14 protein-coding genes are annotated in these 11,721 nt (G+C 71.0%); 6 read left to right on the forward strand and 8 right to left on the reverse strand.

Annotation, left to right across the window (positions count from 1 at the left end):
• Nucleotides 1–52: 52 nt before the first annotated feature.
• Genes AU195_RS06130 through AU195_RS06140 form a run of 3 tightly spaced genes read right to left on the reverse strand, consistent with a single transcriptional unit; the run spans nucleotide 53 to nucleotide 3,347 of the window.
• Entirely contained in the window at nucleotides 53–646 is a 594-nt protein-coding gene (locus AU195_RS06130; protein ID WP_286149145.1) for a type III secretion system chaperone family protein, read from the reverse strand.
• Nucleotides 643–2,001, reverse strand: coding sequence for a D-inositol-3-phosphate glycosyltransferase (gene mshA / locus AU195_RS06135; protein WP_059158180.1), 1,359 nt, complete (start codon nucleotides 1,999–2,001; stop codon nucleotides 643–645). Before mshA ends, AU195_RS06130 begins: the two co-directional genes overlap by 4 nt.
• 35 nt (nucleotides 2,002–2,036) lie before the next feature.
• The gene (locus AU195_RS06140; protein ID WP_059158181.1) at nucleotides 2,037–3,347 is read right to left on the reverse strand and encodes an ROK family protein; all 1,311 of its coding nucleotides are present in this window, start codon (nucleotides 3,345–3,347) and stop codon (nucleotides 2,037–2,039) included.
• 183 nt (nucleotides 3,348–3,530) lie between these two features.
• On the opposite strand from AU195_RS06140, the gene AU195_RS06145 reads away from it, so the two are divergent.
• Nucleotides 3,531–4,286, forward strand: coding sequence for an SDR family oxidoreductase (locus tag AU195_RS06145; protein WP_059158182.1), 756 nt, complete (start codon nucleotides 3,531–3,533; stop codon nucleotides 4,284–4,286).
• A gap of 79 nt (nucleotides 4,287–4,365) precedes the next feature.
• Here the strand turns inward: AU195_RS06145 and AU195_RS06150 are convergent, their stop codons facing one another.
• Both AU195_RS06150 and AU195_RS06155 read right to left on the reverse strand, forming a co-directional pair.
• Nucleotides 4,366–5,658 (reverse strand): L,D-transpeptidase, encoded by a 1,293-nt coding sequence (locus AU195_RS06150; RefSeq protein ID WP_059158183.1) that lies wholly within the window; start codon nucleotides 5,656–5,658, stop codon nucleotides 4,366–4,368.
• 15 nt (nucleotides 5,659–5,673) lie between these two features.
• Nucleotides 5,674–6,726 (reverse strand): UDP-N-acetylmuramate dehydrogenase, encoded by a 1,053-nt coding sequence (locus AU195_RS06155; protein ID WP_059158184.1) that lies wholly within the window; start codon nucleotides 6,724–6,726, stop codon nucleotides 5,674–5,676.
• Nucleotides 6,727–6,752: 26 nt separating this feature from the next.
• On the opposite strand from AU195_RS06155, the gene AU195_RS06160 reads away from it, so the two are divergent.
• Genes AU195_RS06160 through AU195_RS06180 form a run of 5 tightly spaced genes read left to right on the forward strand, consistent with a single transcriptional unit; the run spans nucleotide 6,753 to nucleotide 10,293 of the window.
• A complete protein-coding gene (locus tag AU195_RS06160) occupies nucleotides 6,753–7,262 on the forward strand; it encodes a DUF2505 domain-containing protein (RefSeq protein ID WP_059158185.1) in 510 nt (169 codons plus the stop codon).
• 23 nt (nucleotides 7,263–7,285) lie between these two features.
• Complete coding sequence (locus AU195_RS06165) at nucleotides 7,286–7,801, forward strand: DUF2505 domain-containing protein (RefSeq protein WP_286149146.1); 516 nt, start codon at nucleotides 7,286–7,288, stop codon at nucleotides 7,799–7,801.
• A gap of 5 nt (nucleotides 7,802–7,806) precedes the next feature.
• Complete coding sequence (locus AU195_RS06170) at nucleotides 7,807–8,604, forward strand: hypothetical protein (RefSeq protein ID WP_059158187.1); 798 nt, start codon at nucleotides 7,807–7,809, stop codon at nucleotides 8,602–8,604.
• A 4-nt stretch (nucleotides 8,605–8,608) separates the two neighbouring features.
• A complete protein-coding gene (locus AU195_RS06175; RefSeq protein ID WP_059158188.1) occupies nucleotides 8,609–9,424 on the forward strand; it encodes a carbon-nitrogen hydrolase family protein in 816 nt (271 codons plus the stop codon).
• Nucleotides 9,421–10,293 (forward strand): LmeA family phospholipid-binding protein, encoded by an 873-nt coding sequence (locus AU195_RS06180; RefSeq protein ID WP_059158189.1) that lies wholly within the window; start codon nucleotides 9,421–9,423, stop codon nucleotides 10,291–10,293. Before AU195_RS06175 ends, AU195_RS06180 begins: the two co-directional genes overlap by 4 nt.
• A 3-nt stretch (nucleotides 10,294–10,296) precedes the next feature.
• On the opposite strand, the gene deoC is transcribed toward AU195_RS06180, so the two are convergent.
• From deoC to AU195_RS06195, 3 genes are read right to left on the reverse strand one after another with little or no spacing between them, the layout of a single operon-like run.
• Complete coding sequence (gene deoC / locus AU195_RS06185; protein ID WP_286149149.1) at nucleotides 10,297–10,980, reverse strand: deoxyribose-phosphate aldolase; 684 nt, start codon at nucleotides 10,978–10,980, stop codon at nucleotides 10,297–10,299.
• Nucleotides 10,977–11,399 (reverse strand): DUF2599 domain-containing protein, encoded by a 423-nt coding sequence (locus AU195_RS06190; protein WP_059158191.1) that lies wholly within the window; start codon nucleotides 11,397–11,399, stop codon nucleotides 10,977–10,979. Before AU195_RS06190 ends, deoC begins: the two co-directional genes overlap by 4 nt.
• A gap of 4 nt (nucleotides 11,400–11,403) precedes the next feature.
• On the reverse strand, nucleotides 11,404–11,688 hold the full coding sequence (locus tag AU195_RS06195; RefSeq protein ID WP_059158192.1) for a DUF2516 family protein: 285 nt from the start codon (nucleotides 11,686–11,688) through the stop codon (nucleotides 11,404–11,406).
• Nucleotides 11,689–11,721: the final 33 nt, after the last annotated feature.

The raw sequence follows: 11,721 nt of genomic DNA on the forward strand, positions 1-11,721 counted from the left end.
GCTGAATCTTCTCACGGGGGCGGTGATCGCACCTGAGCCGATCGCGCGGGCGTCAGTCGTCGTCGATGAGGTGCTCGAAGGCACGCAGATTCTTCAGCGACTCACCCCGCGACACCCGCCACTCCCATTCGCGCTGGATCGAGGATTTGAACCCGAGTTCGAGCAGCGTGTTGAAGTCGGCGTCGACGGCTTCGAGCACCTGACCGAGGATGCGGTCGACCTCATCGGCGGTCACCGAATGCAGCGCCATGCGGCCGACGAGGTAGATGTCGCCGACGTTGTCGAGGGTGTACGCCACGCCGTAGAGGCGCCGGTTGCGCTTGAGCAGGAAGCGGTAGACGCCTTCGTGGTTCTCGTCGGGTTGACGGCAGACGAACGCCTCGATCCGCACCGAGTGCTCGCCGATCGACAGGATCGTGTTCGTCTTGAGGCGTCGTTCACCGGGCAGTTCGACGATGATGCCGGGCAGCCCGCCGTGGGCCCCCTCGTGGAACGTGTAGGCGAGATCGTGTTCCTCGAGCGTGTCCACGATCGTCTGCTGGACGAGGTTGTCGGTTCTCTGCCCCAGCGGACCGTCGTCTGTTGTTCTGCGCGCAAGCGGCTCACGGTCTCCTGCTCTTCGCGCAAGCGGCTCATCGGCACTCATGCTCGCACCCCCCGTCGTCTCGAGAACCGGCGCGCGGTGCGGCGGGTCAGCGTTTCGTCGCCACGCGGGTGCCGGTCGCGGTAGTCGCCGATCGCCCGGCCGTAGCTGGCCAGCAGGTCGTCGACGGTGTGGGCCCACGAGAAGGTGGCCGCATGCTCCACCGCGGCCCGCCGCAGGCCGGCCGCATCCCGCGACAGCAGCGAGTCGATGGCGTGCGCCCAGTCGCCGACGTCGTGTCCGTCGACCAGCGCACCGCTCACCCCGTCGCGCACCGCCACCGGCAGCCCGCCGACGGCGGCCGCCACCACCGGGGTGCCGCAGGCCTGCGCCTCGACGGCGACCAGCCCGAACGACTCCGAGTAGCTCGGCACCGCAACAAGATCGGCGGCGCGGTACACCCGCACGAGGTCCTCGCGGGACTGCGGCGGCAGGAACGTCACGCGCTGGGAGATACCCAGTTCGTCCGCGAGGGCAACCAGGTTGTCCGGAGCGGCCTGCCCGGCCCCGTTCGGCACACCGGCGCCTGAGCGGGGTATGCCCGAACCCGACGGTCCGCCCGCCACCAGCACCCGCACGTCGGGCAGCTTCGCCGCCGCCCGCAGCAGGATGTCCGGCGCCTTGAGCGGTTGGATCCGCCCGACGAACGCGATGACGGTCTCACGCGGGTCCAGCCCGAGCGAGGCACGGGCGGCTGCGCGGTCACCGGGGGTGAAGGTCTCGAGGTCGACGCCGGGATGCACGACGTCGATGCGGGAGCGGTCGGCGTTGTGAAGCGAAACCAGTTGTTCCGCTTCGACTTCGGTGTTGACGATCAGCCGGTCGGCCTCGTCGACCACCTGCTGCTCGCCGACCGCGCGCAGCGGCGGTTCGGGTGAGTCGCCCTCGGCCAGCGCCGCGTTCTTGACGGCCGCAAGAGTGTGGGCGGTGTGCACCAGCGGCACCGCCCAGCGGTCGCGGGCCAGCCAACCGACCTGGCCGGACAGCCAGTAGTGCGAATGCACGATGTCGTAGTAACCGGGTTCGTGGGTCGCTTCGGCGCGCAGCACCCCGGCGGTGAAGGCGCACAGCTGGGTGGGCAGATCGTTCTTGTCGAGCCCCTCGAACGGCCCGGCCACGACGTTGCGCACCAGCACGCCCGGCGCCACCCGCACGACCGGCGGATCGGCCGATGTCGTGGCGCGGGTGAAGATCTCCACCTCGACGCCCCGGCGCGCCATCTGCAACGCGCTCTGCAGGACGTAGACGTTCATCCCTCCGGCATCGCCGGTGCCGGGCTGCGCCAACGGCGACGTGTGCACCGACAACACGGCCACGCGCAGAGGCGGCCTACCGAGCTGGTCCGTTGCTAGGCGCACACACTCATGTCTACACCTCCGTCATCGGGCGGCCGTCACGACGCCGCCTCCGGCCTGCGGGACGCCGACCGGCGCATCGCGGCGATCGGCTCGGCGTAGAGACCGCCCAGCGACACCACCCCCGCGCCTGCCTCCTGCACCCGGTTGCCGAACGAGGTCAGGCGGATGTCTCGACCCGGCAGCACCGAACGCGCGGCGAACGCCGCCTCGACCAACGGCATGGCCTCGGGGTACTCCGTGAAGGCCTGCCCGCCGACCACCAGATCGTCGGGGTTGAGCATGTCGCGCAGCAACGCCACGGCCTCACCGAGTACACGGGCCCGCTCGGCCAGCAACGCCTGCGCGGCCTCGTTGCCCTGCCGGGCCGCGCGCAGCACCGCCGCCATGGTCGACGTGGGACCGTCGGCGGCGATGATGCGTTGCCTGCGGGCGGCGGTGAGCACGGCTTCGTCGCTCACCGTCGACTCCAATTGGCCGCTGCCGCCGAGCAATTCGGACTGGGCCGGCAGCGCGGCGATGGTGCCCGGCCCGCTTGTCGGCGAGTGCACCCGGCCGTCGATGGACAACGCGAAACCGACGGTCTCCCTGGCGTAGACGTAGAGGCTGGTCGACGACGGCGCGACCGTCGGCCTGCGCGCACCGAGCAGCAACTCCGCGCCGGCCATGGCGTCGACGTGCGAGGCCACCGACACCGGCAACCCCAGCGATTCGGCCAGCACCGGCCCGACCGGCGCATGCGACCAGCCGAGGCGCGGGTGATCCAGATGCCCGGTGGTGCCGTCGACGACACCGCCGGCGGCCACCCCGACCCACAGCGGACGGCGCCGGTGCCACCGGCTCAGGTACTTGCGCGCGCTGGCCGACAGCGCCGCGAGCGCCGCCTCCTGCGGACCCCGCGGCGTCGGCGTCTCCACCACGTCGAGCGTCCGGCCGAACAGGTCGGTCGCCACGATGCTGGTGGTCTTGGCGCCGATGTGGATGCCGAGGGTGAGGAACGGTTCGTGGTTCACCTCGACCGGCACGCGGGGGCGGCCGATCGCGCCGGAGACGGCCAGATCGGCCCGCTCGCGCAGGATCGCGGCGTCGAGCAGCGCGCTGACCTGGCGGTTCACGGTCGCGATGCTCAGTCCGGTGACGCGGGCGATGGCGTCACGGGCGATCGGACCGCGCATGCGGGCGGCGGCGAAGACCGATGCGGCGGCCGCGTCGGCGACCTTCAGCGCGGGCGCGACGACGTGGCGCTGATGGGTGATGCGCGGCGGCGCGGCGGACAGTGGCCGCTTCGATGCCGGCAGGCGACGAACAGCGGCGGGAACGGTGGAAGCGGGTTCGAGGGTGGCGCGCACGGGATGGTCCTTCGGGAGAGTCGGCGGGTGGGTCCTGGCCACACCTGCGACTCAAACGGGAACAGCTCCCGGGGTTCGGTCAGGCGCGGCGAAATACGCGACGACAACAACAGTGCCGCGCGTCGAATGCCTGACCACCGGAGAACACGAGGTGAATCTAGCACGCTGGCTAGAGTTGGTCAGATGACGACTTCTGGAGGCGGCCGACGCGTCGCGGTGGTCACCGGCGCGAGTGCCGGAATCGGCGAGGCGACCGCGAGAACCCTTGCCGCGCAGGGTTTTCACGTGGTGTGCGTGGCCCGCCGGGAGGAGCCGATCAAGGCCCTCGCCGAGGAGATCGACGGGACCGCGATTGTGGCGGACGTCACGTCGGCCGAGGCGGTGTCCGCGCTGGCCGACGCCCTGGACCGGGTCGATGTGCTGGTCAACAACGCCGGCGGTGCCCGCGGACTCGAACCCATCGCCGACGCCGACATCGAGCACTGGCGGTGGATGTGGGAGTCCAACGTCCTCGGCACCCTGCTGGTGACGCGGGCGCTGCTGCCGAAACTCGTCGACTCCGGCGACGGGTTGATCGTCACGGTCACCTCGATCGCCGCGGTGGAGATCTACGACAACGGCGGCGGCTACACGTCGGCCAAACACGCGCAGGGCGTCCTGCACCGCACGCTGCGCAGCGAGCTGCTCGGAAAACCGGTGCGGCTCACCGAGGTTGCGCCCGGCATGGTGCAGACGGACTTCTCACTCAACCGGTTCGAGGGCGACGAGGAGCGCGCGGCGAAGGTCTACGAGGGCGTCACCCCGCTGGTGGCCGAGGACATCGCGGACGTGATCGGGTTCGTCGCCAGCCGCCCGTCGCACGTCGACCTGGACCTGATCGTGGTCCGGCCGCGCGATCAGGTCAGCGGTGCCAGCGGCAGCCGCTTCAACCGCCGCTGATCGCGCCCAAACGAACAAACGGGCGCGAAAGTGCGAGTGGAAAGCGCCATTTCGTCGATCTCGGCGAGAGGAGCGGGCTCTAACCGCCGGGTCGGCCGTTCACCGGCTGCGGCGCGCCGGTCGGCGTCGCGGGCGCGGTGCTGGGCATCCCGGCGGGCGAGGCCTCATCCGACAGCGCCGACATCGACTTCCATTCCTCCCACGGCACCGCCCAGTCCCAGATGTCGCCGTCGGCGTAGGACAGCGGGATGCGCGTTCCGGTGACCTCGACGGGGTCGCCGTAGACCGCGGTGTTGAAGTACTGCTGGGCGTCCGATTCGGACAGGTTGATGCACCCGTTGGTGACGTTCGAATTGCCCTGCGAGCCCAGACTGGCCGGGTTGGCGTGGATGAACTCGCCGTTGTTGGAGATCCGCACCGCGAACCGCTCACGGACGTTGGCGTAACCGGCCGCGGGGTTGGTCATGTAGAAGTCCTCGTACTTCTCGGTGACCACGTGGATGCCGCTGCGGGTGACGTTGCGGTCGAGATCGCCCTCGCCGTAGCTGCACGGGAAGTCCATGATCACGGCGCCGCCCTGGTCGATCACCTGGATGCGGTGGCTCGAGGCCTCGGCCCGGACCACCTGCCGACGGCCGATCGTGAAGTCGAGCGAGGAGTCGGCCGCGCCGTAGGCGTCCGCCCCGAACTTCACCCCGTAGAACTTCGCGTCCACCCGCACGGTCGTCCCCGGCTCGAAGTACTCCCTGCTGCGCCAGTGCAGCCGCGATCCGGCGGCCTCGTCGGGCAGCCACGCCCAGCTGCCCTCGGTGGGCGGATTCGTGGTGACCGACAGCGCCTTCTCGACCGTCGCCCGATCCTGCTCGTCGATCGAGGCGTCGAACTGCAGGATGACGGGTGCGGCGACGCCGACGGTCTGCCCGTCGGCCAGCTGGAAGCGGCCGTTGACTTGGGTCGCCGGGTCGAGCGTGGTGAACTCGCCCTTGACCGGGACGGCCTTGCCGTCCTCCCCGACCGCCGAGCCCGACCAGCTGTAGGTCACCCCGTAGCCGAGCGGTTCACTGACGGTGAAGACGTTGCGGTCCTGGTTCAGCGCGCCGGCGACGACCTTGCCCTCGGCGTTGGTCAGCGCCACCCGCTGGAACCAGCCACCGCTGACCTCCACCCGCACCGGATCGGTGGGCGAGACGTCGGTGGCGGAAGTGGCCGGTTCGAACGCCAGCGACGCCGACGCGGGTGCCTCGGCGGGCCCACCGGGATTGCTGATCGAGCGGCTACACGCCGCCAGTGCGCCGGGCGCGGCCAGACCGACCGCCAGGGCGGTCAGGGGGCGCCGCCGAGTCATGGGCGGCAACTTGTCGGCGGCACTCACGTGTACCCAACATACCTAGAGAGTGCAGCCGACCAGCGTCGGTTCGGGTGTGAGTTCGATCCCGAAGGCGGTGCGCACACCGTCTCGCACCGTCCTGGCCAGCGCGATCACGTCCGCGGTGGTGGCGTTGCCCCGATTGGTCACAGCGAGCGCGTGTTTGGTCGACAGCCGGGCCGGGGCGTCGTCGCCGGGGTAGCCCTTGCCGAAGCCCGCGTGTTCCACCAGCCAACCGGCGGCCAGCTTCACCCCGCCGTCGGCGGGGTAGCTCGGCACCGGGCCGTCCACCCCCGCGGCGAGGCGTTCGTAGTCCGCGGCCGTGACCACGGGGTTGGTGAAGAAGGATCCGACGCTCCAGGTGTCACGGTCGGGTCCGTCGAGCACCATGCCCTTCCCGCGGCGCAGCGCGAGCACCGTGTCGCGCACCGCGACCGGATCGGCGCGGCCGCCCGCTTCCACGTCGAGTGCCCGGGCCAACTCCCCGTAGCGCAGCGGCGCACTGCGGCCCTCGACGTCGAGCGCGAACTCCACCTCGAGCACGACGGCGTGGTCGGAGTGCTTGAGCACGCTGGTGCGGTACCCGAAGGCCAGGTCCTGCGGCATCACCCACTCGTCACGGCCGGTGCGGCGGTCGAACAGCCGGACACGCCGGATGGTGTCGGCGACCTCGGCCCCGTAGGCGCCCACGTTCTGCACCGGTGTCGCCCCCGTCGAACCGGGGATGCCCGACAGGCACTCCAGCCCACCGAGGCCGTGCGCCAGCGCGGTGACCACGACGTCGTCCCAGTTCGCGCCCGCCTCGACGCGGACGATCCCGTCGCGCACGGTGATCTCGCTGCTGGCCACCCGGATCGCGGTGAGGTCGGCGATGTCGTCGGCCAGCACGACGTTCGAACCGCCCGCGAGGATCAGCGCATCCCGGCCCACGGGCGCCCGCAGTGCGGCGACGAGTTGTTCGGTGCTGCTCGCGGTGATGAGCCGCCGCGCGACCGGCCCGACCCGCAGCGTGGTCAGCGGGGCCAGCGCGACGTCGGTTTCGACCTGCGCGCCCGCGAGTTCCTGACCGGTCACGGGCCGTAACGGTAGCGTGGCCAGCTATGCCGCGCTCATTCGACTTGGCCGCCGACTACGACGGCACCGTCGAAGAGGTCCACCGTGCGTTCAGCGACGAACGGTACTGGCTGGCACGCCTGGCGGACTCGGGCGCCGACCACGCGACGCTCGACGACATGACCGTCGGCGAAGACGGCGGCATCGACGTCACCACCACGCAAACCCTGCGCGCCGACCGGTTGCCGGGGGTGGTGGCGCAGTTCCACCGCGGCGACCTGTCGATCCAGCGTGAGGAGACCTGGACCGGTGTGCTGGACGGCCGCGCCACCGCGACGGTCAACGGCTCCATCCCCGGGGCGCCGGTCACGCTGACCGGGACGGCGCGGCTCACGCCGAGCGCCTCGGGCGGATCCCGGCTGGAACTCAAGGCCACCGTGGAGGTGCGCGTGCCGCTCGTCGGCGGGAAGATCGAGAACTTCATCGGCAACGGCCTGGTGGACCTGATCATCGCCGAACAGCGCTTCACCACGGTGTGGATCACCGAGAACGTCTGACCCGACGCGTACCGTAAGTCCCCATGGGACGGCGGATGGAGCACACCGTCGCGTTCGACGCGCCCGCCGCCCACGTCCACGAGCAGTTCACCTCCGAGGACTACTGGCGCTCGCTGACCGAGGTGTACCGCGCACTGAACCCGCGCACCGAGCTGACGCTGTTCCGCTCCGATGAACGCGGCACCGACATCGCGCTGCGGCAGGTGATGCCGCGCGACGACCTGCCGCCGATCGCCCGCAAGGTCATGCCGGTCGACCTGGTGATCACCCGTGAACAGCACTTCGCCCCATTCGACGACGGCGCCGCACGCGCCGAGGGCACCTTCGCCGCCACCATGCCGCGCGCACCGGGACGGCTCGACGGCCGCTACGACCTGGCCGACACCCCGACCGGCAGCCGGCTGCGCGTGCACAGCACCTGCAAGGTCTCCCTACCGTTGGTCGGCGGCACACTCGAAGACCTGATCCTGACCAACATGCGCACCCTGTTCGACGGTGAACAACGCTTCACCGCCCAACGGGTTTCCGGACGCCGCTGAGAGCGATGACGCAGCACCCGGGCCCCCCGATCGGCGTCCTCACCCGCGGCACCACCGGGCACAACCGGCTGCGCCGCAGCGACCGCTGGCTGGTGCACTCCCGCCGGGTCCGCACCGCGCTGCTGTCGGCCGCCGATCCACTGGTCGTCGACCTGGGCTACGGCGCGCGCCCCGTCACCACCCTGGAACTGGCGTCGCGGCTGCGGTCGGTGCGCCCCGACGCGCGGGTGGTCGGTTTGGAGATCCATCCCGAACGGGTGGCGGCCGCCCGCGCCGCCGCGGCGACGGATGTGGAGTTCGCGCTCGGCGGTTTCGAACTGGCCGGGATGCGGCCGGTGCTGGTGCGCGCGTTCAACGTGCTGCGCCAGTACCCCGTCGACGCCGTGGCCGGGGCGTGGGGCGTCATGCGGAGCCGGCTCGCGCCGGGCGGTCTCATCGTCGACGGCACCTGCGACGAGTTGGGGCGCCGGTGCGCTTGGGTGCTGCTCGACGCCGTCGGCCCGGTCAGCCTCACGCTGGCGTGCGATCCGTTCGCCATCGAGCGTCCGTCCGATCTCGCCGAACGGCTCCCCAAGGTGCTGATCCACCACAACGTGCCCGGCGAGCCCGTGCACCGGCTGCTCGCCGCCGCGGACCGGGCCTGGGCCAGCGCGGCGGGGCACGGCGTGTTCGGCCCGCGGATCCGCTGGCGCGCGATGCTCGATCTGCTTGCGGGCGAAGGGTTTGCGGTCGAGCCGCCGCGGCGCAGGATGCGCGACGGGGTGCTCACGGTGCCGTGGGCAACGGTCGCGCCCGTAGGCTGAGCGCATGCGGATCGCGTGCGCGCAGATCGCCTCGGGCACCGACCCCGCGGCGAACCTCGAACTCGTCGAGGACTTCACCGGCCGGGCCGTCGACGCCGGCGCCGACCTCGTGCTGTTCCCGGAGGCGACGATGTGCCGGTTCGGCGTGCCACTGGCACCGGTGGCCGAACCGCTCGACGGACCGTGGGCCACGGCGGTGCGGTCGATCGCCGAGAAGGCCGGCGTCACCGTCGTCGCCGGGATGTTCACCCCAAGCGGTGACGGCCGGGTCCTCAACACGTTGCTCGCGGTCGGCGGCGGCGTGGACGCCCACTACCACAAGATCCACCTCTACGACGCGTTCGGTTTCCGCGAATCCCGCACTGTCGCACCGGGTTCGGAGCCCGTCACGATCACCGTCGCGGGCGTCGAGGTCGGCCTGACGACGTGTTACGACATCCGCTTCCCCGAGCTCTACGTCGAACTGGCACGCCGCGGCGCCCAGCTGATCACCGTGCACGCCTCGTGGGGCGCGGGGCCCGGGAAGCTCGACCAGTGGACGTTGCTGGCGCGGGCCCGCGCGCTGGACACCACCGGTTACCTCGCCGCGGTCGACCAGGCCTACCCCGGCGACGAGGTGGCCGCATCCGGGCCGACCGGGGTCGGCGGCAGCCTGGTCGCCTCGGCGACCGGTGACGTCGTGGCGATCGCGGGCGCCGACCCGCACCTGATGGTCGCCGACCTCGACCTCGACGCGGCGCGCAAGGTCCGCGAGACCGTCGCCGTGCTGAACAACCGCGCGGAGGTCGACTCACCCGGTAGGGCAGAATCGCGGGCGTGACTGATCCCTGGGCCCGTCCGGCCGACCAGCAGCCAGTCCCGCCTCCCCCGCCGTTCCCGCAGGGTGCGCCGCCGTCGGCACCCCATCCCGGCGGGGAACCGCCTAAGGAACGCGGCTCGGTGCTGGCCAAGGTCAAAGACGTGTTCAGCGATCCGCTGTCGGTCGTGCTGGCCGTCGTCATCGTGGTGGCGCTCATCGTGGCCGGTCTGCTCGGTGGGGAGTTGTACGCCCGCAACCGCGCCGACGACGTGGTCTCCCGCGTCGTGTCCTGCGTCGTCGAGGACGAGGCCACCGCATCGTTCGGCACGCTTCCTCCGTTCCTGCTGCAGCACATGACCGGGCATTACACGAACATCAACATCGAGACCGCCGGCAACCAGATCCGCACCGCCAAGGGCATGAAGGTCGCGATCGACATCCGGGACGTCCGGCTCGAGGACAGCGCGAACTCCGGCGGCTCCATCGGCTCGCTGGCCGTCAACGTCGACTGGTCCTCCGACGGCATAACCCAGACCGTCCAGGACGCGATCCCGCTGTTCGGGAGCTTCCTGACCGGGGTGAGCACCAACCCGTCGGAGGGCACCATCGAGTTGGAGGGGGTGCTCGGCAGCATCACGGCGAAGCCGCAGGTCGTCAACGGCGGCATCTCGCTGCAGGTGCAGCAGCTCACCGGGCTCGGGTTCACGCTGCCCCGGGAAGCCGTGCAGCCCGCCCTGGACGCCTTCACCTCCGGGCTGACGGAGAACTACCCGATGGACATCAAGGCGCAGAGCATCCAGGTCACCGACACGGGTGTGTCGGCGCTGTTGACGTCGCAGAACTCGCAGATCCCGAAGAGCGGCGAGGATCCCTGCTTCAACGAGCTGTAAGCGTCAGTTCAGATCGTCGAGTACGGCGCGGGTGGCCGACAGACCCAACCGGGTCGCCCCCGCGTCGAGCATCGCGATGGCGTCGGCGGCGGTGCGGATGCCGCCGCTGGCCTTCACCTCGACCTGCGGTCCGACCGCGGCGACCATGATCTCGACCGCGCCCGCCGAGGCGCCGCCGAGCGGGTGGAACCCCGTCGAGGTCTTGACGTATTCGGCGCCTGCGGCCTTGGCGGCCCGGCACGTGTCGACCAGTACGTCGCGCCCACCCAGTTCGAGCAGCACGGCTGACTCCACGATCACCTTGAGCAGGGTGGGCTCGCCGATGGCGGCGCGCACCGCGGCGATGTCGGCGCGCACGGCGTCGATCTCCCCGGCCAGCGCGGCGCCCACGTCGATCACCATGTCGATCTCGTCGGCGCCCGCGGCGACGGCGAGCGCGGCTTCGTGCGCCTTGACCGCCGGGAGGTGTTTACCGGACGGGAAGCCGACGACGGCAGCGATCTTCGTCGTGGAGGGGCGGGCCCGCACGGCGGCGGGGACCATCGACGGCGACACACAGGCCGCGTAGACGCCGAGTTCCTCGGCCTCCTGCACGAGCATGGCGACGTCGCCCTCGTCGGCCTCCGGTTTGAGCAGTGTGTGGTCGATGAGCGCGGCCACGCGCTCGCGGGTCCACCTGCCCATCAGAACGGCTCTTCGGTGCCGCCGGGGTTGCAGCCGGCGGCCACCATCTGCTCGACGGGGACCTCGGGCCGCCACGGCTCGAGGTTCCAGCTGGTCTTCCCCGGTGCGGCGAATTCCGCGAACTGCCAGTGGCAGTCGAACTGCTCACGCATGCCGGGGATCGCGGCGTCGGGTGAGGCGGCGAGCACCTCCGCCCAGGCGTGCTCGGCCTCGGCGACGGTGCCGACCTGGCCGGCGGCCCGCCTGCCCGCAGCGGTGGGATAGACGCGCAGGCTGGACAGATCGCCCCACTTCGCCCACGTGACGTGGGCGACGTAGGGCGGCGGCGGGGCGGGTTGGGCGGAGGCGACGGGCGCCCCGGTCATCGACAACGGCAGCGACAGGACCAGAGCCGCCGTCACGGCGGCTGGAGTGATGCGCACGGACCTACCGCGACTTTCCCTGGATCTCCAGGAGCTTGGGCCGCACGTCGACCAGGTAGACACCGGCCGCGCAGGCGCACACCGCGGCGCCGAACGCGTCGCGGAAGAGCAGCAGGATGAGAACACCGCCGCCGAGGATCGCCAGCCATACCGGCTTGGTGAGTTTCCCGGCCGCGGTGTAGGCGTCGGGGCGCTGGATCGCGGCGTGGACGAACGAGTACACGCCGACGACCAACACGATCAGGACGAGACCCAGAATGATGACGCCCGCAAGGTCGGCAAGTATCACCTCACCAGCCTATGCGGGCGTCATCCTGCGGTC

This window comes from Mycobacterium sp. IS-1496 (genome assembly GCF_001499995.1).
Lineage (GTDB): Bacteria > Actinomycetota > Actinomycetes > Mycobacteriales > Mycobacteriaceae > Mycobacterium.

What these genes read in the sequence shown, in the direction of transcription:
- AU195_RS06160 (WP_059158185.1), top strand. Translation starts at nt 6,753, where the DNA reads ATGCCGCGCTCATTCGACTTGGCCGCCGACTACGACGGCACCGTCGAA.
- AU195_RS06170 (WP_059158187.1), top strand. Translation starts at nt 7,807, where the DNA reads ATGACGCAGCACCCGGGCCCCCCGATCGGCGTCCTCACCCGCGGCACC.
- AU195_RS06145 (WP_059158182.1), top strand. Translation starts at nt 3,531, where the DNA reads ATGACGACTTCTGGAGGCGGCCGACGCGTCGCGGTGGTCACCGGCGCG.
- AU195_RS06165 (WP_286149146.1), top strand. Translation starts at nt 7,286, where the DNA reads ATGGGACGGCGGATGGAGCACACCGTCGCGTTCGACGCGCCCGCCGCC.
- AU195_RS06175 (WP_059158188.1), top strand. Translation starts at nt 8,609, where the DNA reads ATGCGGATCGCGTGCGCGCAGATCGCCTCGGGCACCGACCCCGCGGCG.
- AU195_RS06130 (WP_286149145.1), bottom strand. Translation starts at nt 646, where the DNA reads ATGAGTGCCGATGAGCCGCTTGCGCGAAGAGCAGGAGACCGTGAGCCG.